Origin of the sequence: Blautia sp. DFI.1.216 (genome assembly GCF_020594215.1) — a bacterium.
Classification (GTDB): domain Bacteria; phylum Bacillota; class Clostridia; order Lachnospirales; family Lachnospiraceae; genus Blautia_A; species Blautia_A wexlerae.
This window is the reverse complement of sequence record NZ_JAJDML010000013.1, coordinates 37,388-62,707: the sequence shown is the minus strand read 5'-3', so window position 1 is coordinate 62,707 and position 25,320 is coordinate 37,388. Positions and strand designations below refer to the sequence as shown.

The following is a 25,320-nucleotide window of genomic DNA, read 5'->3' as shown; positions in this document are numbered from 1 at the left end:
CTATCGTCTACTGCAGCAGACGGTTCCAGTAATACTTTATCCCGATACCTACTACTACTGCTGTTATAAATTCACAGATCCAGAACGCATTCCACACAGCATCTGCCCCGGCAAAATAGCACAGCAGATAAGCTGCCGGAATGATCACTATAATATATCTTAATAACGAAATCACCAGGGACTGAGCACCTTTGCTCAGTCCTTCTAATGCACCGGAAGCTGTAACAGAGATGGCAGATGGGATAAACCCGATACTGATAATCTGTAATGCTGCAGTGCCAAGTCTTACAGTTTCCGGGTTCTCAGTAAACATTCCCATCAATGTCTCTGATGCTGTAAAGCAGATGATCGTTCCTACCAGCATGATCATACCATTCAGAAGCACAGAAATCCCAAAAAGTTTCTTTACCCTCTTTATTTCTCCTGCTCCGTAATTATATCCTATCAACGGGCGCATTCCCTGGACAATGCCGCTTGCAGGCAGATACAAAAAAGTCTGAAGCTTATAATAGATTCCCAGAACCACTACATAGCTTCCGGAAAAAGCCGATAATATCTGATTCAGGAAAGAGATCAGAACTGACGGCAGGGCAATATTCAGGATTGCGGGAATCCCTACCATATACAGCTTCCCGTCCAGGTTCCTGTTAAGTTCCAGATATTTCCTGCTGATCTCCACCGGAATACTACACTTCTTATATGCGATCAGATATACAATAACTGTAAATACCTGGCCAAGACCAGTTGCCAGTGCTGCACCTCTGATCCCCATTTCCGGAAAAATCCCCACTCCGAAAATCAGCAGCGGATCCAGGATAATATTGGAAATACAACCGATCATCAGACTGATCATTGTCAGTTTCATTCTGCCCACAGCCTGAAAAATCTTTTCGAAGGACAGGCTGATCATGATCACTGTGGAAAATGCAAATGCAATGGTTGAATACTGCACACCAGATGAGATCACTTCCTGCTCTTTTGTAAACATACTGAGAAATACAGGCATAAACGGAATACAGATTACTGTAAAAATAATTCCATGGATAATATTAAAGAGCATACCATGGGTAGCTGCTATATTCGCATTTTTAATATTTTTTGCTCCCAGCTGAAAAGAAATCTGTGCATTGATTCCCACACCGAAACCAATGGCAACTGCATTAATAAAGTTCTGTACAGGAAATACCAGAGACAGAGCTGTCATCGCCTGCTCACTGATCTTTGCCACAAAAAAGCTGTCTACAATGTTGTACAGTGAATTCACCAGCATAGACAGTACCATAGGCATTGCCATAGATGCCAGAAGCGGCAGAATCGGTTTTTTCTTCATAAAAGTATTGTTCATTCTTTTTTCCTTTCTCTGTTTCATTGCAACAAAAAACGCCACACAATTATCTCTACATTGCTGTATGATAATCGTGCGGCGAAAAGAGTTCATGTTTGTCACAAGACTGAAAAATCCACACCAGTTTTGGTGTGATTAACATATCATAATTTATCTCCTGCTGTCAAGACTTTTTATCCATTTTACTGCGTTTTCCTGATTCGGTGCTGAATACGGCACTGCAATGCATACAGGATCGTAGATTACACCTAATTCCTGTTCAAGCTCACTGTCAGTAATGGAAATGTGCGTAGTATCTGTCTGCATTCCAGACTTCTCAAAAGCTTCCTCACCCATCAATTCCTTCAAATCTGCAAATGGCTCATTCTTCTTCAAAGTCTGATAAAGCTTCTCCGGCATAACCATAATATCAATGGAACCTGCCTGGATCTGTGCCATATAAGCTATCTGTGCATTATAATCAAATTCTGCCATTTCAGAGTCCGTAGTAAGATTCACGCCTATCTCTACTTTACTATAGGGATCATCTTTGTACCCAAGTGTTTCTTTGATTTTCTGCTCAGGAGTTTCCGTATCATTTGCCATTGAATTTACCACTGTCATGGACAGAACTGTTTTTATTTTGGACTGTTCATAGTAATCCTTTATTCCGAATATAAGAGCAATCACTGCGATCACTCCGAAAATAGCCGGTTTATAATACATCCAGATATATTCCAGCTTTTTCTTTGGTCCCATTCCCTTTAATTTTTCTTTCTCAATCAGACGTCTTTCTTTCTTTGACAAATCCGATTCATTCTTAATCTCCGGATTCAGCACGCTTTCATCGTGCTCTTCTGCCTGTTCTGCTCTGTTCTTACTCTGGTTCTTGTCCTGATTTTTATCTGCCATTCTCTCTCCTTTGTATTTTCTGCATAATGGTCTTCGGTAACTGTTCAGCAATCCGCCATTCTGCGAAACACCTGACGGTTGCATTCATAAGATTTACTGATTACTATATCACATTTTCCATTATGTGAACAGTTATAATTCCCGCAGTTTCCGAAAATAGAATTACTACATTATTATATTACCATTCATTCTATTCTCAGTAATGCAGCCAAAATTCATTCCTGATTTTCATCCCCTGACTATACATGATCATTCTGCAAAATATTTTGCTTTGCATATGCAGAGGCCGCAGATATGCCGGAAACTGTCACCACTGTCAGCATATATACTAAAACCGGACGCAGCCAAAAATAAATCTGACAGTTGCTGACTCCCAGACCTTCTGCACATTTTTTCAGAAGGTCTGACATCGCTGGATGAAGAAGATAGATCAGGAAAGCATATTTTCTTCCGGTTTCCACCAGTACAGAGGGAAAATTTATTTCCCTTCCATATAAAATAAGCCACAGAAACAGACAGATCACTGCAACACAATTTCCTGTGTAAATTTCTCCTGCCCCTCGGAAAGCATATTCCATCATGCTGAGTGCCACACCGAAAATCATCCCTGCTTTCAATCCCCATTGCTCCTGACGTTTGCATACTATCTTATCCTGATATTCACGGATCATCTGACCTGTAAGGAAAAAGCTCATTCCTGTAAACAGAAAGTTTCTGTATTCCATAGTGTGATAAAATATGTCAAAAAAGACACAAAACTCCGCTCTCCATAAAAGTATTGCCAGCAATACAGGTGCCATACAATATGCAGCCTTACGCATTCTCCATTTTTCAAGCAGGAGAGCAAGCAGATAACAGTAAATTAATGCAGGAAGAAACCATAAATGTGCTCTTACCGGAGAAGTACTGTTGTACACGAAAAATTCCTTCAGATGCTCTGTACTCACAAGCCCTTTTATCCATGTCCATACTCTCTCCCCATTCCAGGCTTTCATAAAACATTCCCAGATAAAATAAAACACAACTGAAACTGCAAAAAGCTTCATGATATGCAGGATTTTAGACAATATTCTTTTTGAGGCATTGCAATTTTGATAATAACAGAAATACCCGGATACCATAAAGAAAAACGGCACCGCACATCTTGCCAGTACTTTTACAAGCTGCCCGGCCTGTCCCGGAAAGCTTACATGGATGCATACCACCAGGCACGCAGCAATGGCCTTTACAGCATCCAGACTTTTATTTCGCATTTGATTTCTCACCCACCTTTTTCTGTTGTTTCATCTATAGCAGCAGAACAATCCGTAAAAATATCTAACCTGACATCATTTCAGTCAGACAGATAAAATCATCTGCTTCGCTGCTATAATATATCAAAGCGAACCACACATGTCAAACCTCAGGCAGATACAGAAGTCATCAGCCAGCTTCGGTCCACCCTTGCAAGGAGTCTGGCATTATGATAGGCCATTCTGAGAGTCAGGCAGGTACGCCCCAGATATTTGCTTCCGTCCGAAGTTTTCATACACGCCAGTGCAAGGTCGGGTTTTCCCGGATGGCGGAGACAGATTGGGAGCAGCAGTTGAATTGAGTGATTATAATACTGTGGAATTGCCGTTCTGTAATCTGCCTCAAGCATTCTTTTTGTCTGTTTCAGCGCGCCGTCAAACAGCTGCATTTTCATGCTGCTGTCACGTACTTCCTTTGGAAGACGGGCAGCATTTTCCTCATCCCCGAAAATATGCTCGTACTGTGGAATTACCGGAAGTTTTGTATCAAACACAAGATCTGACGGATTTTCCACATAGCATGCCTTTTCCGGCAGACAGGTGATTCCTTCTTTTAACAAATAGTATTCTGTATAAAAGCCATCCAGAAACCAGGGCTGCCTGTCCGGGACCAGATTGGGAATAAAATACGCATAAATCGGCTGATAATAGTAATTAAAGAGTCCTGTATTAAATATGGCATAATTCTTTTTCTCCCACACCTTCTGTTCTTCATAAAGGCGTTTAAATGTATGTTCCAGGTATCCTTTCAGAATTCCGTTATCATCTGTATCCGAAAAGCTCCACTTCTCCGGCACCATCCTTGCCAGGTTCTGAATCTGCCGATTATAGTCTCCGCAGTAAGTAAAATCAAATAAATTAATCATCAGGCTCCTCCTGTCCCTGCACCTTTCATATTGTCATTACTGTTCTCTCTTAATATTTATTGTATTTTGGAAAAAATATGGCAGAACTGCCAGATTATGATTTGTATGAAAATCAGTTTTGATTGTTATTATTTAACATACCATAATTTCTGTCAAAAGACAAGGATTAGCATCCTCCAAAAAATGTCAAAAATCACCATCTGACTTACCATTCAGCCAGTATAGTATTATCCATCCGGTAATACCTGATGCTTGTAGCCTGCCGGTCAGCTATGTTATACTCTACACATATCAGCAATACGCAAATGCAGGCTGAACAACTGTTTCTATCCGCATTTGCGGGCAAGACTATTTTTCTTAAAGAAGGTTTTACAATGAAAAAAGACGGCTACTACTCTTCCGGAGAATTTGCACGGATGGCACATGTAACACTCCGCACTATCCGCTATTATGACAAACAGAATATCCTCAAACCCTCCTATGTAACAGAATCCGGCGCACGTTTTTATACAGATGAGGATTTTGCAAGACTTTCCCAGATCCTGCTTCTGAAATATCTGGGTTTCTCCCTGGATGACATACGGGAAATGACCATTGACGACTCAGACTATCATTTTATGGAAAATTCCCTGAACATCCAGCTAAAGCTGGTACGTGACCGTATCGAACAAATGCAGCTGGTGGAAAAGGCAATCCAGGATACCACAGATGCGATCCGCTCCCATCATTCCATAGACTGGAATCAGATGCTTGACCTGATCCACCTGACAGGCATGGAGAAAAGCATGAAAAATCAATACCAGAACGCCTCCAACATTTCCTCACGCATTAATCTGCACAGCCTTTATTCCCAGAATAAACAGGGATGGTTTCCATGGGTTTATGAGCAGTGTCAGATTCATCCGGGGATGCGTATCCTTGAACTTGGATGCGGCGACGGTGTTCTGTGGACACAGAATATTTCCAGCCTCCCCGGTAAAGTTTCCGTTACTCTTTCTGATCTTTCATCCGGAATGCTTCGTGATGCCAGACGTGCTATCGGACGCAAAGACAGCCGTTTTTCCTTCGAGGCATTTGACTGTGCAAGAATTCCTCATGAAGACAGAAGCTTTGATCTGGTCATTGCAAACCATGTGCTTTTTTACTGTGAAGATATCTCTGCTGTATGCAGCGAAATTCAACGTGTGCTCACTCCGGGCGGAAAACTGATCTGCAGTACCTATGGAAAAAAACACATGCAGGAAGTCAGCAGACTGGTCCGGGATTTTGACGACCGGATCGTTCTCTCCGCAGACAAACTCTATGAGCGTTTTGGCAGAGAAAACGGAGCAGATATCCTGGCACCGTATTTTTCCCGTATTTTCTGGGAAAGCTATAAGGACTCTCTTCTTGTCCCCGATGCAGAACCGCTGATTTCCTATATCCTCTCCTGCCATGGAAATCAGAATCAGTATCTTCTGGACAAATACAAAGATTTCCGGGGATTTGTATCGCGAAAGACAAAGGATGGGTTCTTTATTACCAAGGATGCCGGCATTTTTCTTTGTGAAAAATAACCAAAATTTAACTTTTTTGTAAAAAGTGCTTGAAGGTGACCTAAGGTCACCTTTTATAATACAATCACCAGAGTCAGGATGATATCGTAACTCAGACTGACAATCAGAAACCCGTTGATTAGTACCGCAGTCGCCTGATATTTTGCTTATCATTTACACAGATAACTGACAGAATATCGCTCCGACCGCATACTGCCAATAACAAAGGAGAATACACATGAAAGGTATTATTTTAGCAGGCGGTTCCGGCACACGCCTTTATCCGCTTACAATGGTAACATCCAAACAGCTTCTGCCAATCTATGATAAACCAATGATCTACTATCCCATGTCTGTACTGATGAACGCAGGAATCCGAGATATCCTGATCATCTCTACTCCGCAGGATACTCCTCGTTTTGAGGAACTTCTTGGTGACGGACATCAGTTCGGTGTCCATCTCACCTATGCAGTACAGCCAAGTCCGGACGGACTTGCTCAGGCATTTATCATCGGCGAAGAATTTATCGGTGATGATACTGTTGCCATGGTTCTCGGCGATAATATCTTCGCAGGACATGGACTGAAGAAAAGACTGAAAGCTGCTGTAAAGAACGCAGAATCCGGCGAGGGTGCAACTGTTTTCGGATACTATGTAGATGATCCGGAGAGATTCGGTATTGTAGAATTTGACCATGAAGGCAAGGCTATCTCAATTGAAGAGAAACCGGAGCACCCGAAGAGCAACTACTGTGTCACAGGTTTATACTTCTATGACAATCGCGTCGTAGAGTATGCAAAAAATCTGAAACCAAGTGCCAGAGGCGAACTTGAGATCACAGATCTGAACCGCATCTATCTGGAAAAGGGCGAATTAAACGTAGAGCTTCTCGGACAGGGATTCACATGGCTGGATACAGGTACACACGAGAGCCTTGTGGAAGCCACCAACTTTGTAAAAACAATGGAAAGCCACCAGCACCGCAAAATCGGTTGCCTGGAAGAGATTGCATATCTCAATGGCTGGATTACAAAGGAAGATGTGCTGAAGGTTTATGAAATACTGAAGAAAAATCAGTATGGTCAGTACTTAAAAGACGTTCTGGACGGTAAATATCTGGATGTATTGCACTAACCGAAGCTTTTAGACCTGTACAACCGAATTCGCAGTCAAGTGAGTGATATATCAAATTTTCAAACAGTTATTTGATATATCACCCGCCATGCAGCAAGGCGGATAATTTTATCTGCCTGACTCTATAACAGAATCTTACAGATATTCATATTATATATTTTTTAAGGAGAATCACTATGAACATTATCGTAACCGGCGGTGCCGGATTTATCGGAAGCAACTTTATTTTTCACATGTTAAAAAAATACCCGGATTACCGCATCATCTGTCTGGACTGTCTGACCTATGCAGGAAACCTTTCCACTCTTGCACCTGTCATGGACAACCCAAATTTCCGTTTCGTAAAAGAAAGCATCACCGACCGCGAAGCAGTTTACAAACTTTTTGAGGAAGAACACCCTGATATGGTTGTAAACTTCGCTGCAGAGAGTCACGTTGACCGTTCCATCGAAAACCCGGAAGTTTTCCTTACCACAAATATTATCGGTACTGCTGTTCTCATGGATGCATGCCGCAAATACGGTATCAAACGTTATCATCAGGTATCTACTGATGAAGTTTACGGAGATCTTCCATTAGACAGACCTGACCTGTTCTTCACAGAGGAAACTCCGATCCACACAAGCAGCCCTTACAGCTCTTCCAAGGCTTCTGCAGACCTTCTGGTGCTGGCTTACCACAGAACCTACGGACTGCCTGTAACCATCAGCCGCTGCTCCAATAACTACGGACCATATCACTTCCCGGAAAAACTGATTCCGTTAATGATCGCCAATGCATTAAATGACAAACCACTTCCGGTATACGGAACAGGCGAAAACGTTCGTGACTGGCTCTATGTAGAAGATCATTGCCGCGCAATCGACCTGATCATCCACAAAGGACGTGTTGGAGAAGTTTACAACGTCGGCGGACACAATGAAATGACAAACATTGATATCGTTAAGATCATCTGCAAAGAACTTGGCAAACCAGAAAGCCTGATCACCTACGTAGCAGACCGTAAAGGTCATGACATGCGTTATGCAATCGACCCGACTAAGATTCACAACGAACTTGGCTGGTTACCGGAAACAAAATTCGCAGACGGTATCAAGAAAACAATCAAATGGTATCTGGATAACAAGGAATGGTGGGAAACTATCATCTCCGGTGAATACCAGAACTACTATGAAAAAATGTACGCAAACCGCGGGGAGGCATAATTTATGAGAATTTTTGTAACAGGTGTAGGCGGTCAGCTTGGACATGATGTTATGAACGAACTTGCGAAACGCGGCTATGAAGGTGTGGGAAGCGACATTGCTCCTTCCTACAGCGGAATCGCTGATGGCACTGCAGTTACCACAATGCCTTATGTTCAGATGGATATCACTGACAAAGCTTCTGTAGAAAAAGTCATTAAAGAAGCAAATGTTGATGCTGTGATCCACTGTGCTGCATGGACAGCTGTAGATGCTGCCGAAGATGAAGATAACCAGCCGAAGGTCCGTCTGGTAAATGTAACCGGAACTCAGAATATTGCTGATGTGTGCAAAGAGCTTGACATCAAGATGCTGTATCTGTCCACTGATTATGTATTCGATGGTCAGGGAACCACTCCATGGGAGCCTGACTGCAAGGACTATAAACCATTAAATGTCTATGGACAGACAAAGCTGGACGGTGAACTTGCCGTATCCGGCACAGTTGATAAGTTCTTTATCGTCCGTATTGCATGGGTATTCGGCAAAAACGGCAAGAACTTTATCAAAACCATGATCAACCTCGGAAAAACTCATGATACTCTCTCCGTAGTCAATGACCAGATCGGTACACCTACTTATACCTATGACCTGGCAAGACTTCTGGTAGATATGATCGAAACTGAAAAATACGGTTATTATCATGCAACCAATGAGGGCGGATATATCAGCTGGTATGATTTCACAAAAGAAATCTTCCGTCAGGCCGCTGCCATGGGACACCCGGAATATCTCCCGGAAAACATGACAGTCAACTCCGTCACAACTGCAGAGTATGGCGCTTCCAAAGCAGCCAGACCGTTTAACAGCCGCCTGGATAAGAGCAAACTGACAGCCAATGGTTTCACACCACTCCCCACCTGGCAGGATGCACTTGGACGGTATCTGAAAGAACTGGATTTCTAAATAAAAAAATCCGGCAGGACACCCAAATGACAGGTGTTTTGCCGGTTTTTTTATTCTTCTCTATGCAGTTTTCTTCTTCTGCGCTGTCTGCCATACGCAGCATCCCACGATCAGAAGTATTCCCACAACATCAGTCATCAGTGACGGGTCGATCAGCATCAGTCCGCCTGCTGCCATTAAGACACGAACCGGTACAGACATTTTCACTGACAGAAAGCCTTCCAGTGAGGAGGACAATCCAAACACACCAATCAGTGAGGTGATAAAGATCTGAACAACCTTAAGCGGTGTGGTATCGATCAGCAGCATTGCCGGATTGAAGCAGAATACATAAGGTACGATAAATACTGCGATAGCCAGCTTGGAGGCTGTAAATGCAGTCTTCATCGGATTGGCCTTCGCTATGGCTGAACCTGCGTAGGCAGCCAGCGCTACCGGCGGTGTGATATCTGCAACAATACCAAAGTAAAATACAAAGAAATGAGCTGCCAGTGTAGGTACTCCCATACGTACCAGGATCGGAGCACAGGTTGCTGCCATGATACAGTAATTGGCAGTGGTAGGTACACCCATACCAAGTACGATACAGCACAGCATAGTCAGAAGCAGTGCAATGATCAGTTTTCCGTTTGCAACACTGATGATTCCGTTGATCAGGTCATTGGCAAGTCCTGTCATGGTGATGGAACCGGAAATGATTCCTGCAACACCGCAGGCTACTGCTACGGAGATAACACCTCTTCCTCCTGCTTCCAGCGCATCAATACATTTGGTAACACTGATTCTGTTTTCTTTGTCAAAAAGACTTACGATAACAGAAAGAACGATTGCATAGCTGGCAGCCTTCTGCATGGTCATATAGTTTCCGGACACCCAGATTACCAGCATGACCAGAGGTAATAACAGATAGATTTTACGGATCAGAAGCTTAAATACCGGAAGTTTTTCCTTCGGAATTCCGGAAAGTCCTAATTTCTTTGCTTCCAGATGTACAGAAATAAAGATTCCTGTAAAGTACAACAATGCCGGCAGAATCGCCCTGACAATAATGTTGGAGTACGGTACACCCACAAAATCTGCCATAAGGAATGCGGCAGCTCCCATGATCGGAGGCATGATCTGTCCACCTGTGGAAGAAGCAGCTTCTACTGCTCCGGCAAATTCCGGTTTGTAGCCTGTGTCCTTCATCATCGGGATTGTAACAGAACCGGTTGTTACTGTGTTACCTACAGAGGAACCGGATACCATTCCACAGAGTGCAGAACTGATAACCGCTACCTTTGCCGGTCCACCTGCATATTTTCCTGCAATGCAGTTAGCCAGCTGAATAAAGAAGTTGGAGATTCCTGTTCTCTCCAGAAACGCACCGAAAATAATAAATACCACAATATATTTAGAGCATACATTTACAGGTGTGGAGAAAATACCCTCTTTTGTGTAGAAAAGATTCCGCACCAGGAATTTCACTCTTCCCCAAAATGCCGGATTGGTAAGCCCTACAGCCAGTGCATAGATCAGGAAAAAACCTGCCACAAACAGGATCGGCAGGCCCACGCATCGTCTGGTAAGCTCGATCAGTGCAGCAATACCGATAATACCGATCACAATCTGATAAGGGGCAAATCTGGTACCCTGATTGATGATCTGATTTGCAGAAAAAGTAAAATACAGAAAAGCACCTGTGCCTGCGATCATAAAAATAATATCGCCAATCGGCATGTAGTTTTCTCTGATGTCTCCTTTTTTCGCCGGATAGGTAAGAAATCCGATAAGAATGATCAGCCCCAGAAAAGAAGTCAGTCGGATTTCCTCCAGGAAGGTTGCAAATAAGGTAACATAGATACACCACAGAGAAAAGGCAACCAGCAGGCCGCGTACAGCCAGCTTATATTTGCCGGTCCACACACGAATATTGGATTCGCGGTCGTATTTCTTCATTACTGCATCTACATCTGCTGTGCTCATGTTCTCAGAACCAGCCTGCCCTTCCGGGGATGTGTTTGCTTTTTTTATCTTATTTTCTTTCATCCTGACTATTCCCCTTTCGTATCCACTGTAATTCCATGCTCTGCATAATAACGCGCCGCACCCTTATGGAAAGGAATGGTCATACCGGAAGTAGCGTTTTCCAGAGAAAGCTCCGCTCCTTTTGCATTCTCAGCAGAAATCTCGTCTGCATGGTCAAAAATTGCCGCAGTCATATCATAAACTGTATCCTCATCCAGAGATTCGGACACTACGATCGTCGCCTTGACTGTGATGGTTTCTACAGGCTCATCCTGTCCCGGATAGGTTCCTGCCGGAATCTGGTAGGATGTATAATATGGACAGTCACTCAGGATCGAATCCCTGATCGCGCCATCAATATTAATCATATAGACACCATTGGTAGTTGCAAGCTCTGTGATAGCTGTTGTAGGTGCACCTGCAACAATAAACGCAGCATCAATTTTTCCATCCTTCAAAGATTCCTTGCTGTCCTCAAAAGACAGATACTGGGGATGGATATCATCCAGGGTAATGCCGCCTGCATTTAAAACATCCAGAGCATTGAAATATACACCGGAGTTTGCCGCACCGATAGATACGCTCTTGCCCTTCAGATCTTCCACTGTCTTAATGTCAGGATCCATGGTAAACAGCTGGACAGTCTCTGCATACAGGCCGCCCAGAGTCCTGAAATCATGGGTTGCACCGTCCTGTTCAAATGCTCTTACACCGTCCCATGCATAGGCCATTACATCTGACTGGACAAATCCAAGCTGAAAATCTCCGTCCTGTACTGACTGCAGGTTCGCTTTGGAACCACCTGTAGAAACCGCTGTAACCTTTACATTTGTATTATTGGTAATATACTGGGCCAGTACACCACCGTAGGAATAATACGTTCCCGCCGTACCGCCGGTACCGAACGTCAGACGTTCTTTACTTTGTCCGCAGCCGCTCAGAAGGCTGACTGCAAGTGCAAGAGTCAAAACAAGGCCAACAATCCTGCCAGCTTTTCTCCTGCCTCTGAAAAGCTCTTTGTTTCTCATAAATCCATCTCCTTCAGGTACATAATATTTTGAATTATAACATATTTTTTCAAAAAATGATAATCTTTATTGAATAATCTTACAAAAAACGTTACAATAAAGGAAAAACATGGATAACAAAATAAATAACAACCCAATGGAGGTATCTATTATGTCCGAAAGAAAATACCCTGTCATCACAATCAGCCGGGAGTTTGGTGCCGGGGGACACAGTATTGCAAGAGTAGTTTCAGAAAGGCTTGGTATCCCATATTACGATCGGGATTTTGCAAAACAGGCTGCTGCCAGAAGCGGATATTCCCAGGAGGATATTGATCGTGAGGGTGAAAATCTGAGCCGCAGTGCCAGACTTCTTGACAACATTCTGAATAACTCTGCAGGCTATTTCAGTTCCCATGATGCCATTTATCAGGCTCAGAAAGAGCTGATCCTCCAGTTCGCAGCAGAACAGGACTGTATTATTATCGGCCGCTGTTCCAATCTTATCCTGCGAAATGCCGGTATTCCCAGTCTGGATATTTTCCTTCATGCAGATGTGAATCTCCGCACAGAACATATTCAGAAATTAGGCCTAAACGGAAAGGAAGATCCCAGGAAATATCTCACCAAAATGGACAACCTGCGTGAAACCTATTTCAAAACCTATACAAAACATGAGCTTGGCACTTATCACGATTATGACCTGTGTCTGGATACCGGAAGCCTTGGATACGATAACTGTATTGAGATTATCACTTCACTTGCAAAACAGCAGGGGTTGAATCTGAAGCATCAGTAGAAGGACCGCTGCAAGCTGTAAAACAGCAACAAGGCTGTGGCAATCAGAAAATCTGTGCCACAGCCTCTTTACTTCAGTCCTTTTAATAGTTGTTTCTAAATTTCTTTTATTTTACAAACTCATCCAGAGAACTGATCTGGATTCCTTCTTTTACAAAAGCCTCTCTGATTTTTTCCACAAACGCCAGAGCCTTGGCTCCGTCTCCATGAACGCAGACAGAATCTGCCTGAATATCAATATCTTTTCCTGTAATTGCAGTAATCTTTTTCTCTTTGACCATACGGATCACCCTGACAATAGCCTCATTTTCATCAGTGATCACAGCACCTTCCTTACGTCTGTTTACCAGAGTACCATCTTCTTCATAGGCGCGGTCTGCAAAAACCTCCATAGCTGTACGCAGGCCCATATCCTGAGCAGCCTTTGCCAGTTGTCCGCCGGAAAGAGCAAGTACGATCAGACTGCTGTCAAATTCCTTGATTGCCTCACAGATTGCAGTAGAAAGGGCATAGTCCTCTGCAGCCATATTATATAAGGCTCCATGAGGCTTTACATGCTGCATTTTTACACCGGTTACTCTGCAGAATGCATCCAGTGCACCCAGCTGATAAAGCACATATGCTTTTGCCTCTGCAGGGGAAACACTCAGATTTCTTCTTCCGAAGCCCATCAGATCAGGAAAACCCGGATGTGCTCCTATACGAATTCCCGCTTCCTTTGCCATTGCCAGCGTATTTCCCATAACTACCGGATCTGAAGCATGATAACCGCAGGCTACATTTGCAGAGGAGATTAGCGGAATGACCTTATCATCATTACCGATTTTATAGTTTCCAAAGCTCTCTCCCAGGTCACTGTTTAAATCTACTGTATACATTCATCTTACCTCTTTTTTATTTATCATCCTTTGATTTTCAGCACATTTTCTATAAATCCCGTATCTGCCTTTCCGTCGCAGAATACCTGATTCTTCATAATCTGATACTGGAAATCAAGGTTTGTCTCCACACCCATGACCACCATCTCATCCAGCGCAGAGCGCATTTTCTGCAGGGCAGCCTCTCTGTCAGGCGCATGGACGATTACCTTCGCAATCATGGAATCATACTCTGACGGAATCTTATATCCTGTATAAAGAGCAGTATCCACCCGAACTCCGTTGCCTGCCGGAAGATGCATATGCTGTACTACTCCGGGACTTGGCATGAAATTCTTTTCTGGAATCTCTGCGTTGATACGGCATTCAATAGCATGTCCTTTAATCCGGATATCTTCCTGTTTAAAGCTTAACTCCTCTCCCATAGCCACACGGATCTGCTCAATGATCAGATCTGTACCTGTAACCATCTCCGTTACTCCATGCTCCACCTGGATTCTGGTGTTCATTTCCATGAAATAGAAGTTGCCTTTTGGATCTACGATAAATTCAATAGTTCCTGCATTGGTATAACCTACTGTTTTCGCAGCAAGAACTGCATATTCATTCATTTTCCTGCGGGTTTCTTCATCAATGGCAGGAGAAGGGGATTCCTCAATCAGCTTCTGATGATTTCTCTGTACCGAACAGTCACGCTCTCCCAGTGCCACCACATTTCCATGACTGTCTGCCATAATCTGGATTTCCACATGGCGGGGATTTTCTACAAAACGTTCAATGTACATGGTATCATCCCCGAAAGCATTGGCTGATTCTCTCTGTGCCATATTAAACTGAAACTCAAATTCATCCTCATTGGCAGCTACACGCATTCCCTTACCGCCGCCTCCTGAGGAAGCCTTGATCATAACCGGATATCCAATCTCTTCAGCCAGCTTTTTACCTGTTTCTGCATCATATACAGGTTCCTTTGTTCCCGGTACAACCGGTACACCGGCATCCATCATGGTTTTACGGGCATGGGACTTGTTACCCATCTTATCAATAACATCTGCATCCGGTCCGATAAAAGTAATTCCGTTTTCTTTACATTTACGTACAAACTCACTGTTTTCTGAAAGAAAGCCAAAACCGGGATGGATAGCATCTGCTCCCATATTTTCTGCTGCAGCAATGATCCGGTCCATGTTCAGGTAGCTGTTTCTGGCAGGACCTTCTCCGATACAGATACGCTGGTCTGCCAGCTGTACATGAAGGCTCTTAGCATCTTCTTTTGAATAAACAGCCACACTTCGGATCCCCAGATTCCTGCAGGCACGTATGATCCGGACTGCAATTTCCCCACGGTTGGCGATCAAAATTTTATTAAACAATATGAAAGCCTCCTTATCCTACAGTCTCTTAACGCGGAACAGAGGCTGTCCGTATTCTACTTTCTGTTCATTGCTTACCAGAACTGCTTCTATCTCACAGTCATAGTCACTCTGGATCTCATTCATAAGCTTCATAGCTTCCAGAATGCAGACTGTCTGTCCTGCCTTTACCTGATCTCCCACCTTTACAAAGGCAGGTACATCCGGAGCAGCTGCTGAATAGAAGGTTCCCACGATAGGAGAAGTGATAAACAGACTTTCCTCCTCTTCTTCCTCAGCCTTTTCCACAGTTGTATTCACAGGTGCAGATGCAGCCACAGGTACTCCCGCTGCAACTACAGGAGGATGATCCAACTTGCTCATTGTAATCTTTACATCCTTGTCCTTATATGTGAATTCGTTAAGTGATGAATCCTCAATAATCTTTACCAATCCCTCAATCTTCTCTAAATCCATCGAACATTATCCTTTCTGTCTATTCTATATTATTTTTATGGTTATTCTTCAAACAGCTTACGCAGTCTCTTTGCCACCAGACGGCAGTCCAGAACCTCTTTACATGGCTGATGAATGATCTTTCTCAGCCCGTCAAGTTCTTTCATTTCCTCAACATAAAGAGCCTGAGCCTCCTGTACGGTAATTGCCTTGAAATGTATCTTATCATCTGTTTTTCTCTGTACCAGCTTGGGAATATCCACAGATGCTACTGTGGCAATTTTCCCATAACCGCCCGTTGTCTGACGGTCAGCCAGCAGAATGATAGGTTTACCATGGGAAGGTACCTGTATAGCCCCAAATGCGATTCCGTCGGAAATAATATCCGAAGTCTCCTTAGGAGCAATAAACGGTCCCTCCAGCCTGCAGCCCATACGGTCAAATTCATTTGTCACTGTATACTCACTGCCCAGGAAAGTCTGGATGCCCTGTTTGCTGAACATACCATCCTGCGGTCCCATTACTACCCGCAGTGTTGCTTCTGTCTGATCAAACTCATCCATATCAAGCTTTCGGGAAAGGAAAAACGGCAGATAACGTCTCTTAATACGAAATCCGATATAATCGTCCGCTTCCAGTTTTCTTCCCTTAAATCCGCCCAGACCACTCTTTAAATTGGTGCATCGGCTTCCCATCACTACCGGAATATCCAGATAACTGGAAAAAGCAATATAACCTCTGCTTCCCGTTCTGGCGCTTCCAAATTTCAGTACATCTCCCTTATTCATATACAGGGCTGTATACATGGGAGCCGGCTCTCCATTAATGGTTGGCTGGAAATCTCCGCCTGTGATTGCAATGATAGTAGCTGATGTAAATTCAAGGGTTGGGCCTATCAGCGTTATCTCCAATACTGCCTCATTCTCCGGATTATCCAGAAGAAGATTGGCTATTTTGAATGAACGGACATCCATGACTCCTGCCACACTGAATCCCTGACTCTGATATCCATAACGCCCCAGATCCTGAACCGTTGTCATCATTCCGCCTTTTAATATACGAATTCCCATTTTATGCCTCCTCATGAACGGTGCACTGGTATTCGCCACGTTCTACTAATTCTCTGATCCGTTTGTACTCATCTTCATCGATCGGTACAAAACGGATATAATCTCCTGCCTCTACCAGAATCGGGATTTCACGGTCCGGATCATAGGTTTTTACAGGTGTCATTCCCATCAGCTGCCATCCTCCCGGAGAATCCAGAGGATAAATCCCTGTCTGGGAACCACCGATTCCCACACTTCCTGCATTGATCTTGATTCTGGGATTTGCAAGACGGGGTGTATGGATCCTTTCATCCAGCCCGCCCAGATAACAAAAGCCCGGAAGAAAACCAAGCATATAGATCAGGTAATCTCTGGAAGAATGAATCTTTATTACTTCCTCTACGGAAAGTCCGGCATGTTCTGCAATATTCTCAATATCCGGACCATATTCTCCCCCATAGCATACAGGGATCTCATAAACTTTTCTGCATCCTTCACCTGCTGTAACTTCCATCTTTAACAGAATTTCCAGTCTTTTTTTCAGGTCATCGTAGGAAATCACACGCGGGTCATAATTAACCAGCAAAGAACAGAACGCAGGGATCATATCTACAACTCCCTCTATATGCTGTTCTTTCATAAGCTGTACAGTGGCAGTGATCTTCCGGTTGATCTCCGGACTGATCTCTTTGCCAAATTCAACCAGAACAGAAGAATCACCTTCTGTTAAAATTCTAATGTCCGGCATAATCTGCTCCTCTTTTCTTAATCTTTTCGCCATGTCTTTTTATCTGCTTCTTTCTGCATCACATGGCTGTTAATGAACCAAAAAGGTGTAACCTGGACGATCACACCTTTTTGATATACTCTCCAGTCTGAAAACCGGATACATTTTCCTCAATTATAACAATGTACCGATCTTAGATACAAATGTAGTCACACCGAGGTATGCTGTAAGAATTACCACGATCACTCCAAGAATGGTAAGTACTACCGGATGATGATAATTCTCTCCCATAATAGATTTCTTATGTGCAGCGATCAGACAGATTGCCAGGGTGATCGGAAGGATCAGACCATTCACAGCACCTGCAAGTACAAGAAGTACTGCCGGATTTCCAAGGATAAACATAATGGCTGTAGAAATAATGATAAATCCGATGATCACTTTATTTTCATTTTCCTCGATAGACTTGCTGAAAGTCTTCAGGAAGGAAACTGAAGTATAAGCTGCACCGATAATGGATGTGATTGCTGCGCACAGAAGAACCAGACCTGCAAAACGGTATCCGATTTCACCAGCCCCCTGCTTGAAGGCGTCTGCTGCAGGATTTGCAGCATCCAGTGTTACGCCCTTGACAACAACGCCCAGAACAGCCAGAAACAGGAAAATACGAACAATCGTAGCAATGATCATACCCATAACAGAACTCTTGTTGATCTCTTTCAGGTTCTTCTCGCCTGTAATTCCTGCATCAATCAGACGATGTGCGCCGGAGAAAGTGATATATCCTCCAACAGTACCTCCCAGAAGTGTAAGGATTGCAGGAATCAGATTTGTGGCACCGGCTTCCGGTACAAATGTATTCTTCAATGCACTTCCTACCGGTGGTTTTACCACAATGATCACAACAAAGATTACGATAATCATAATGGCACCCAGTACCTTGGTAATAGTATCCATGGCACTTTTGGCATTTTTCAGCACAAATACCAGGATTGCCAAAAGACCTGCCAGTATGTAACCAACTTTGGTAGGTATTCCAAGCAATGTGTTAAAACCAAGTGCTCCGCCACCTACGTTTCCGATATTAAATACCAGACCACCGAATACGATCAGTATAGATACCAGATATCCCAGTCCCGGAAGTACCTTATTGGAAACATCCTGACCACGAAGTCCGGTCACACAAAGCACACGCCAGATATTCAGCTGTGCAATGGCTGCAAGGATTACGGAAACCAGGATAACAAATCCAAAACTTTCCTGATACTGTCCGGTAAACGTTGCTGTCTGTGTCAGGAATCCTGGTCCGATTGCAGATGTGGCCATCAGAAACGCTGCGCCAAGTAAGGCTCCGCCACTCTTTTTCTTTTCGCTCATTTTTATTGCCTCCTTTTCATATTATTATTGCCCATTATACTAAAAAATGAATATTTACACAAGCAAAAATTGTTTTGATAACTTTTGATATCAGATTTTTATAATCTGTATTTTGTAATAAAAAACAGCAAAGGAGTGTCCGGATTCCCATCCGATACAGCTCCCTTGCTGTTTTTTCAGTCAGGTGGATATAATCATCCACTTTGTTATTTGCTCATATAACCGAATAATTTCTTTGCAGTTTATTCAGTTAAAATGTAAATTTATCCGCAAAATATGCATCCAGTTCATCAATCTTCACACGAACCTGCTCCATAGTATCACGGTCGCGGATTGTAACTGCTCCGTCGTTTTCGGACTCAAAGTCATAAGTTACACAGAACGGAGTACCGATCTCATCCTGTCTTCTGTAACGTTTACCAATGTTTCCACGATCATCATATTCACAGTTATATTTCTTGCTTAACTGCTGATAGATTTTCTCTGCACCCTCATTAAGCTTCTTGGAAAGAGGAAGCACACCGATCTTAACAGGTGCAAGTGCCGGATGGAAATGAAGGACAGTACGAACGTCATTCTTCTCTGCATCCAGAACTTCCTCATCATATGCGCTGCACAGGAATGCAAGTACCACACGGTCAGCACCCAGTGACGGCTCGATTACATATGGGATATATTTCTGCTTCTTCTCATCATCAAAATATGTCAGATCCTGTCCTGATACGTTCTGATGCTGTGTCAGGTCATAGTCTGTTCTGTCAGCGATTCCCCAAAGCTCGCCCCATCCGAATGGGAACAGGAACTCTACGTCAGTAGTAGCTTTGCTGTAGAAGCTTAACTCTTCTGCATCATGGTCACGATAACGAACTTCTTCATCCTTCAATCCAAGAGAATGTAACCAGTTCAGGCAGAAGTTCTTCCAGTATGCAAACCACTCAAGGTCTGTATCCGGCTCACAGAAGAATTCAAGCTCCATCTGCTCGAACTCACGTGTACGGAATGTGAAGTTACCCGGTGTGATCTCGTTACGGAAAGATTTACCGATCTGACCGATACCAAACGGGATTTTCTTACGTGATGTTCTCTGAACATTCTTGAAGTTTACGAAAATACCCTGTGCTGTTTCAGGTCTTAAGTATACTGTATTCTTGGCATCCTCTGTAACACCCTGGAATGTCTTGAACATCAGGTTGAACTGACGGATATCTGTAAAGTTATGTTTGCCGCATGTAGGGCATGGTACATTGTGATCTTTGATGAAGTTCATCATCTCTTCCTGAGACCATCCGTCTACAGAGCTCTCAAGTTCAATGCCATTCTCCTGGCTGAAGTCTTCGATGATCTTATCTGCGCGGAAACGTTCATGACATTCCTTACAGTCCATCAGCGGGTCAGAGAAGCTTCCCAGATGTCCGGATGCAACCCATGTCTGCGGGTTCATCAGAATTGCACAGTCAACACCTACATTGTATGGGGATTCCTGAATAAATTTCTGCCACCATGCACGTTTTACGTTATTCTTTAATTCTACACCAAGATTACCGTAATCCCATGTGTTTGCAAGACCACCATAGATTTCGGAACCCGGGTAAACAAATCCTCTTGCCTTTGCCAGCGCAATGATTTTGTCCATTGTTTTTTCCATGACTATTCTCCTCGTTCTTTTTATAAAATGCGTGTAACTGTTCATATCCGTCAGGCAATTTGATTCACAATCCATTCCGCTATTTGATTAACGTAATAAACAGCTACAATTAACGTTATTATAACTGTATCTGATTTCTTTTTCAAGGTATCTCAGCTCATTATTTCCAGAATTTCCAGACTTTTGAACCGTTTTTCAGTGTTCGCAGCAATATAGGTATGGATATGACGTTCCAATTCATGGAGTACTTCTTCTGTAACAGTAAATGTATAAAGCTTCCCAAGAGAAGCAGTTACTATGTACTGCATGGTATATAATGCAGGTGCTGAGATTCTCTTTGCATCATTTACATGTCCCAGACAGGCTTTATCCAGAATACCATGATTCTGCTGAGAAAAGAAAAGCTCTTCTCCCTCCACAGGCTGTCTTTCGCAGCACACACAATGAAACAGTGAAGGACACAATCCCTGTGCAGCCATCATACGAAGTTCAAAAATACACCTCACCAGCCTGTCATCAATATTCGGGTTCAGAAGTGCCTTCACTGTCACATACAGAAGGTTCATAGATTCTTTCTCGTCAATCCCCTCCTGTCCGAAATAATCTGCCAGTTCCAGAAAATAATATCCATAGTAGATTCCAGGCTGTTCGCCTGCCAGTTCCACAAAATGATGACTGATGGATACCTGATTCAGATTATAACTGGAACGCCCCTCATAAAGGGCAAAGGTTCCAAACACAAAAGGATTGGCAGCCGCCAGAAACTGGCTGTTTGGGCGGCGGGCTCCTTTTGCAAACGCGGAAATCTTGCCTCTTTCTCTGGTGAGAAGGACGATCCGCTTGTCATATTCTCCCACAGGCATGGCAGAGAGCACTACTCCCTGCACAGTTATCAAATCACTCATTCTCTCTGTTTCCTGACTGTCTTTTTATTTAGATTTCCTTCTTATCGTAACCAAAGTTCTTGATAAGGAAATCACTGTCTCTCCAGTCTTTCTTTACTTTTACCCAAAGCTTCAGATTCACTTTTGATTCCAGCATACGCTCAATCTCATATCTTGCATTACTTCCGATTTTCTTTAACATCGCACCCTGTTTGCCGATGATAATTCCTTTGTGAGACTCTCTTTCACAGATAATTGTCGCATCAATATCCACGATTGGATTTTTTCCCGGACGTGTTTTCATCCGGTCAATGGCAACTGCGATTCCATGCGGAATTTCCGCATCCAGTGCATGAAGTGCTTTCTCGCGGATGATCTCAGCCACAATCTGACGCTGAGGCTGATCAGTAACTGTATCCTCGTCATAAAACATAGGACCGTAAGGCAGATATTTCAGGATACAACCGATAATATCCTGTGTATTCTGTCCACGCAGTGCGGAGCATGGGATAATCTCTGCGAAATCGCATACTTTTCGGTAGGTGTCAATGGCAGGAAGGATTTCTTCCTTTGATACAGTATCAATTTTGTTGATGATCAGGATTACCGGCACTCCGATTCCCTGAAGCTGTTCTGCAATATGACGCTCTCCTGCCCCGATAAAGGTACTTGGCTCTACCAGCCACATAATGGCATCTACCTCTTTTAAAGTTCGCTCTGCCACCTGGACCATATATTCTCCCAGCTTATTCTTTGCCTTGTGGATACCGGGAGTATCGAGAAATACGATCTGACCTTCGTCACAGGTATAAACGGTCTGGATACGGTTTCTGGTTGTCTGTGGTTTCTTGGATGTGATAGCGATCTTCTGTCCGATGAGATGATTCATCAGAGTGGATTTACCTACGTTTGGACGTCCAATAATCGCTACAAATCCGGATTTAAAATTTTCGTTCATTCTGTTCTTTCCTTTTTTAACAATTGATCAGTGGTTTCACTTCCATCAGTACATCAGAGGCCTCAGCCACCTTGCTCTCGCTTCCCACCACACATATCTGATCTGCTGCCAGAACTGCCTCTATAATCTCGGCCAGTGCATGGATATCCTCTGCAGACGCATTCAGAATCTGATCACGTTCTTTCTGGAGCATCTCCTCTGTCACACCGCAGAAATATGCTGTCTTGGAAACAGAACCTTTCATCTGAGGTGTCCTGGGAACATCCTTTCCGCTGATGGTACCAATGATATATTTTGTCATCTCGCGCTCATCTGCCTGAAAATTGCGGATATAATCCGGAATCCCCTTATATACATCCAGTGTACGTTTCAGATGAGGATCGCGATAAGATACCAGATAGCTCTCACCATTCCTCTTAAATCCGCTCATACATCCATATGCACCGCCCTTTACGCGCAGATTCATCCACAGATAATCATAACTTAAGATAACCTTCAGAATTTCCAGTGCACCTGTATATTCCAGGCCTTTTTTCTTAAAGTTACCGGTCTGAGCCACATACTGGACCTGTCCGGAAGTCTTAAATCCCTCATTCTTCTTTGTGCAGGTCAGCTTCTCTTCCGATTTCTCCACCGGCTCTGTGCCAAGTCCTGCCTTTACAGTTCCCGCCAGTTTCTGAACTGTCTCCAGGGACTCTCTCTCACCTGTATAACTGATCATAAAGTTCTCCGGACGGAGAATTTCTTTCATCAGTTTACAAAGCTCTTCTACAGTTTCCTCTTTTCGCTGTTCAAAATCTTTTTCCAGTTTCTCGATAAACTGATAATATCCGATTCCCGCCATCTCATCCTGAAATGCAGCCATCGGAGAAGAATATGCAGCTGCTCTGAGTACAGCAGTGGAATGTCCGGCACCTGTCAGGTTTACCTGTGCCCTGGACTTCACAGATGCAACAATCTCATAGAGACGCTTGGTATCCTCCAGTTTCGAGCTGTTCAGGATCTCCCCGATCATTTTGAAAAGGAAATCCATTTTCGTATAAAGTGCCTTACCTCTTACAGAGAACATAGCCTGAAACTCTTCTGTAGAATCAGCTCTGTCAAAAACCTCTACCCCACAGTTGATACCGCCTGTATTGGCATTGATTTCATTGAACAGTTCTCCGTATGTGTAATTCTCTGTATCCACATAACCCAGTACGGATTTCAAAAGTCCCAGATAAGGAATCTGCTCAGGCGCAATACTGTCAGTCTTAAACATCAGGTCTACGTAACCGATACCATTTGTGCATACGTCATGGTAAAGGAACAGACTGTCATCTACCGTTAATTCTTCATTTATGATCTTTGCAGCTTCTCTTTTAATATCACTTCTCTTTAACATCGGAATGCACTCCAGTGCTTTTGGATCTTCGCCGGCTTCCTGATATGCTTCCAGTGCTTTCGTCTTCTCAACCATTGCATCCAGCTGTTCTTCAGAAAGACTGCTTCTGTATGCTTCCAGCTTCTCCTCCAGCTCTTTCTCACGCTGGGCTGCCAGACCTTTCTTCGGCACAAGAGTCATGATGCATCCATGTGGATTCTCAAGAAGATATTTACGGATCAGTTCTTCAAAATATCCTTCGTTTACTGCCTTTTTCAGTTTTTCAAAAACTGTAAGCTGCTGTACCTGTGCAAAGGGATTTCCTTTTTCATACAGCCAGTCTCCCAGAATATCCAGACTGTACATCAGTCCTTTCGGATAAGAGGAAAAATCAGCTTCACGATAGCGGAATTCAAAGTAATTGATTCCTGCCTCTACAGCTTTCCTGTCAATTCCATTCTTAACAATATCTCCCAGTACCTGTCTGATCACAGATACGAATTCTTCTTTTCTGTCCGGATTGGAACCTTTTGCAATTACTGTAAAATATGGCTGGAGAATACCATCATCATAAGATCCATAGACATCCTTGCCTGCTTTTACATCCAGAAGTGCCTGCTTTAACGGTGCTCCCGGTGCGCTTAACAGTGCGTAATCCAATACCTCAAATGCCATCGCCATCTGACTGTCCGCAGCATTTCCAACAACCATGTTATAAGAAAGATAGGTATTGTCCTCTTCTCCCTCATTCTCAGCAACCGGATACTCAAGAGTCACATCCTGGCATGCTCCGAATGCTTTCTGTTCCTGAATAACAGAATCCACATCCAGATAATCAAAATGCGACAGATAATGCTCATCCAGGAATGCCAGTTTCTCTTCCATATCCATATTTCCATACAGATAAATATAGCTGTTGGAAGGATGATAATAGGTTCTGTGGAAGTTCAGGAAATTTTCATAGGTAAGATCCGGAATATTTTTCGGATCACCACCTGATTCACATCCATAAGTGGTATCAGGGAAAAGGTGATTCATAATCTCCCGTTCCAGAACTTCATCCGGTGAGGAGAAAGCACCTTTCATTTCATTATATACAACACCGTTATATTTCAGCGGTCCTTCCTTCTGTTCCAGATGATAGTTCCAGCCTTCCTGACGGAAAATCTCTTCTCTTTTATAGATATTCGGATAAAATACCGCATCCAGATAAACATGCATCAGATTCTGAAAATCCTTATCATTGCAGCTGGCCACAGGATAGCAGGTTTTATCCGGATAAGTCATGGCATTCAGGAACGTATTCAGAGAACCCTTTACCAGTTCTACGAAAGGATCCTTTAATGGAAATTCCCTTGAACCGCAGAGTACACTGTGCTCCAGGATATGTGCCACACCTGTGCTGTCCTTAGGCGGTGTGCGGAATGCGATATTAAATACTTTATTCTCATCATCATTCTCGATCAGCATAACTCTTGCACCTGTTTTCTTATGGCGCAGAAGCCAGCCTGTAGAATGGATATCTGTCAGATTTTCTTCTGTCACAACTTCATAAGCCGTCAAATTTTCTTTGTTCATGTATGCCTCCAGTAATTTTTTTTGGCT

Annotated in this window: 21 protein-coding genes; 5 read left to right on the top strand and 16 right to left on the bottom strand. The window is 43.4% G+C overall.

The features are described 5' to 3' along the window. Positions 1-7: 7 nt before the first annotated feature. The 4 genes from LJE11_RS07145 to LJE11_RS07130 all read right to left on the bottom strand — a co-directional run bounded on the left by LJE11_RS07145 (position 8) and on the right by LJE11_RS07130 (position 4,394). Positions 8-1,345, bottom strand: coding sequence for an MATE family efflux transporter (locus LJE11_RS07145; RefSeq protein ID WP_055058283.1), 1,338 nt, complete (start codon positions 1,343-1,345; stop codon positions 8-10). A 150-nt stretch (positions 1,346-1,495) separates the two neighbouring features. Continuing rightward, complete coding sequence (locus LJE11_RS07140; protein WP_022379887.1) at positions 1,496-2,236, bottom strand: hypothetical protein; 741 nt, start codon at positions 2,234-2,236, stop codon at positions 1,496-1,498. Positions 2,237-2,475: 239 nt separating this feature from the next. Continuing rightward, the gene (locus tag LJE11_RS07135; protein ID WP_144136577.1) at positions 2,476-3,489 is read right to left on the bottom strand and encodes an acyltransferase; all 1,014 of its coding nucleotides are present in this window, start codon (positions 3,487-3,489) and stop codon (positions 2,476-2,478) included. A 149-nt stretch (positions 3,490-3,638) separates the two neighbouring features. Next, the gene (locus LJE11_RS07130) at positions 3,639-4,394 is read right to left on the bottom strand and encodes a DUF3825 domain-containing protein (protein ID WP_020993689.1); all 756 of its coding nucleotides are present in this window, start codon (positions 4,392-4,394) and stop codon (positions 3,639-3,641) included. Between the two features lie 374 nt (positions 4,395-4,768). Between LJE11_RS07130 and LJE11_RS07125 the strand changes: the two genes are divergently transcribed. From LJE11_RS07125 to rfbD, 4 genes are all read left to right on the top strand, one after another. After that, positions 4,769-5,950, top strand: a complete 1,182-nt coding sequence (locus LJE11_RS07125; protein WP_022380582.1) for a MerR family transcriptional regulator — start codon at positions 4,769-4,771, stop codon at positions 5,948-5,950. 217 nt (positions 5,951-6,167) lie between these two features. Further along, on the top strand, positions 6,168-7,064 hold the full coding sequence (rfbA, locus tag LJE11_RS07120; protein WP_022380581.1) for a glucose-1-phosphate thymidylyltransferase RfbA: 897 nt from the start codon (positions 6,168-6,170) through the stop codon (positions 7,062-7,064). Positions 7,065-7,240: 176 nt separating this feature from the next. After that, on the top strand, positions 7,241-8,269 hold the full coding sequence (gene rfbB / locus LJE11_RS07115; protein WP_008707535.1) for a dTDP-glucose 4,6-dehydratase: 1,029 nt from the start codon (positions 7,241-7,243) through the stop codon (positions 8,267-8,269). Positions 8,270-8,272: 3 nt separating this feature from the next. Beyond that, positions 8,273-9,214, top strand: a complete 942-nt coding sequence (rfbD, locus tag LJE11_RS07110; protein WP_144136579.1) for a dTDP-4-dehydrorhamnose reductase — start codon at positions 8,273-8,275, stop codon at positions 9,212-9,214. Between the two features lie 60 nt (positions 9,215-9,274). On the opposite strand, the gene LJE11_RS07105 is transcribed toward rfbD, so the two are convergent. Continuing rightward, positions 9,275-11,242 carry a TRAP transporter permease gene (locus LJE11_RS07105; protein WP_118330337.1) on the bottom strand — a complete coding sequence of 656 codons (1,968 nt, stop codon included), beginning with the start codon at positions 11,240-11,242 and terminating at the stop codon, positions 9,275-9,277. A gap of 5 nt (positions 11,243-11,247) precedes the next feature. Beyond that, entirely contained in the window at positions 11,248-12,249 is a 1,002-nt protein-coding gene (locus tag LJE11_RS07100) for a TAXI family TRAP transporter solute-binding subunit (RefSeq protein ID WP_008707541.1), read from the bottom strand. Positions 12,250-12,400: 151 nt separating this feature from the next. Here LJE11_RS07100 and LJE11_RS07095 point away from each other — a divergent pair, with 151 nt between their 5' ends. Further along, complete coding sequence (locus tag LJE11_RS07095) at positions 12,401-13,027, top strand: cytidylate kinase-like family protein (protein ID WP_144136582.1); 627 nt, start codon at positions 12,401-12,403, stop codon at positions 13,025-13,027. A gap of 106 nt (positions 13,028-13,133) precedes the next feature. On the opposite strand, the gene LJE11_RS07090 is transcribed toward LJE11_RS07095, so the two are convergent. The 10 genes from LJE11_RS07090 to LJE11_RS07045 form a co-directional block, all read right to left on the bottom strand. Continuing rightward, positions 13,134-13,904: a LamB/YcsF family protein gene (locus LJE11_RS07090; protein WP_144136583.1), complete on the bottom strand. Its 771-nt coding sequence runs from the start codon at positions 13,902-13,904 to the stop codon at positions 13,134-13,136. Between the two features lie 23 nt (positions 13,905-13,927). After that, the gene (gene accC, locus LJE11_RS07085) at positions 13,928-15,277 is read right to left on the bottom strand and encodes an acetyl-CoA carboxylase biotin carboxylase subunit (protein ID WP_008707547.1); all 1,350 of its coding nucleotides are present in this window, start codon (positions 15,275-15,277) and stop codon (positions 13,928-13,930) included. 18 nt (positions 15,278-15,295) lie between these two features. Further along, positions 15,296-15,733: an acetyl-CoA carboxylase biotin carboxyl carrier protein gene (gene accB / locus LJE11_RS07080; RefSeq protein ID WP_025577217.1), complete on the bottom strand. Its 438-nt coding sequence runs from the start codon at positions 15,731-15,733 to the stop codon at positions 15,296-15,298. Positions 15,734-15,774: 41 nt separating this feature from the next. Next, the gene (locus LJE11_RS07075; RefSeq protein WP_026649284.1) at positions 15,775-16,782 is read right to left on the bottom strand and encodes a biotin-dependent carboxyltransferase family protein; all 1,008 of its coding nucleotides are present in this window, start codon (positions 16,780-16,782) and stop codon (positions 15,775-15,777) included. A gap of 1 nt (position 16,783) precedes the next feature. Beyond that, positions 16,784-17,509, bottom strand: a complete 726-nt coding sequence (pxpB, locus tag LJE11_RS07070; protein WP_020993687.1) for a 5-oxoprolinase subunit PxpB — start codon at positions 17,507-17,509, stop codon at positions 16,784-16,786. A 153-nt stretch (positions 17,510-17,662) separates the two neighbouring features. Continuing rightward, a complete protein-coding gene (locus tag LJE11_RS07065; protein ID WP_008707553.1) occupies positions 17,663-18,865 on the bottom strand; it encodes an NRAMP family divalent metal transporter in 1,203 nt (400 codons plus the stop codon). 250 nt (positions 18,866-19,115) lie between these two features. Then, positions 19,116-20,510: a glycine--tRNA ligase gene (locus tag LJE11_RS07060; RefSeq protein WP_022380971.1), complete on the bottom strand. Its 1,395-nt coding sequence runs from the start codon at positions 20,508-20,510 to the stop codon at positions 19,116-19,118. Between the two features lie 152 nt (positions 20,511-20,662). Next, the gene (gene recO, locus LJE11_RS07055; RefSeq protein ID WP_173696835.1) at positions 20,663-21,415 is read right to left on the bottom strand and encodes a DNA repair protein RecO; all 753 of its coding nucleotides are present in this window, start codon (positions 21,413-21,415) and stop codon (positions 20,663-20,665) included. A 28-nt stretch (positions 21,416-21,443) separates the two neighbouring features. Continuing rightward, a complete protein-coding gene (gene era / locus LJE11_RS07050) occupies positions 21,444-22,352 on the bottom strand; it encodes a GTPase Era (protein WP_008707556.1) in 909 nt (302 codons plus the stop codon). 16 nt (positions 22,353-22,368) lie between these two features. Further along, on the bottom strand, positions 22,369-25,293 hold the full coding sequence (locus tag LJE11_RS07045; protein ID WP_227295752.1) for an insulinase family protein: 2,925 nt from the start codon (positions 25,291-25,293) through the stop codon (positions 22,369-22,371). Positions 25,294-25,320 lie beyond the last annotated feature (27 nt).

Coding starts and splice junctions, on each gene's coding strand:
- LJE11_RS07145 (WP_055058283.1), bottom strand. CDS start 1,345: ATGAACAATACTTTTATGAAGAAAAAACCGATTCTGCCGCTTCTGGCA.
- LJE11_RS07140 (WP_022379887.1), bottom strand. CDS start 2,236: ATGGCAGATAAAAATCAGGACAAGAACCAGAGTAAGAACAGAGCAGAA.
- LJE11_RS07135 (WP_144136577.1), bottom strand. CDS start 3,489: ATGCGAAATAAAAGTCTGGATGCTGTAAAGGCCATTGCTGCGTGCCTG.
- LJE11_RS07130 (WP_020993689.1), bottom strand. CDS start 4,394: ATGATTAATTTATTTGATTTTACTTACTGCGGAGACTATAATCGGCAG.
- LJE11_RS07125 (WP_022380582.1), top strand. CDS start 4,769: ATGAAAAAAGACGGCTACTACTCTTCCGGAGAATTTGCACGGATGGCA.
- rfbA (WP_022380581.1), top strand. CDS start 6,168: ATGAAAGGTATTATTTTAGCAGGCGGTTCCGGCACACGCCTTTATCCG.
- rfbB (WP_008707535.1), top strand. CDS start 7,241: ATGAACATTATCGTAACCGGCGGTGCCGGATTTATCGGAAGCAACTTT.
- rfbD (WP_144136579.1), top strand. CDS start 8,273: ATGAGAATTTTTGTAACAGGTGTAGGCGGTCAGCTTGGACATGATGTT.
- LJE11_RS07105 (WP_118330337.1), bottom strand. CDS start 11,242: ATGAAAGAAAATAAGATAAAAAAAGCAAACACATCCCCGGAAGGGCAG.
- LJE11_RS07100 (WP_008707541.1), bottom strand. CDS start 12,249: ATGAGAAACAAAGAGCTTTTCAGAGGCAGGAGAAAAGCTGGCAGGATT.
- LJE11_RS07095 (WP_144136582.1), top strand. CDS start 12,401: ATGTCCGAAAGAAAATACCCTGTCATCACAATCAGCCGGGAGTTTGGT.
- LJE11_RS07090 (WP_144136583.1), bottom strand. CDS start 13,904: ATGTATACAGTAGATTTAAACAGTGACCTGGGAGAGAGCTTTGGAAAC.
- accB (WP_025577217.1), bottom strand. CDS start 15,733: ATGGATTTAGAGAAGATTGAGGGATTGGTAAAGATTATTGAGGATTCA.
- LJE11_RS07075 (WP_026649284.1), bottom strand. CDS start 16,782: ATGGGAATTCGTATATTAAAAGGCGGAATGATGACAACGGTTCAGGAT.
- pxpB (WP_020993687.1), bottom strand. CDS start 17,509: ATGCCGGACATTAGAATTTTAACAGAAGGTGATTCTTCTGTTCTGGTT.
- LJE11_RS07065 (WP_008707553.1), bottom strand. CDS start 18,865: ATGAGCGAAAAGAAAAAGAGTGGCGGAGCCTTACTTGGCGCAGCGTTT.
- LJE11_RS07060 (WP_022380971.1), bottom strand. CDS start 20,510: ATGGAAAAAACAATGGACAAAATCATTGCGCTGGCAAAGGCAAGAGGA.
- recO (WP_173696835.1), bottom strand. CDS start 21,415: ATGAGTGATTTGATAACTGTGCAGGGAGTAGTGCTCTCTGCCATGCCT.
- era (WP_008707556.1), bottom strand. CDS start 22,352: ATGAACGAAAATTTTAAATCCGGATTTGTAGCGATTATTGGACGTCCA.
- LJE11_RS07045 (WP_227295752.1), bottom strand. CDS start 25,293: ATGAACAAAGAAAATTTGACGGCTTATGAAGTTGTGACAGAAGAAAAT.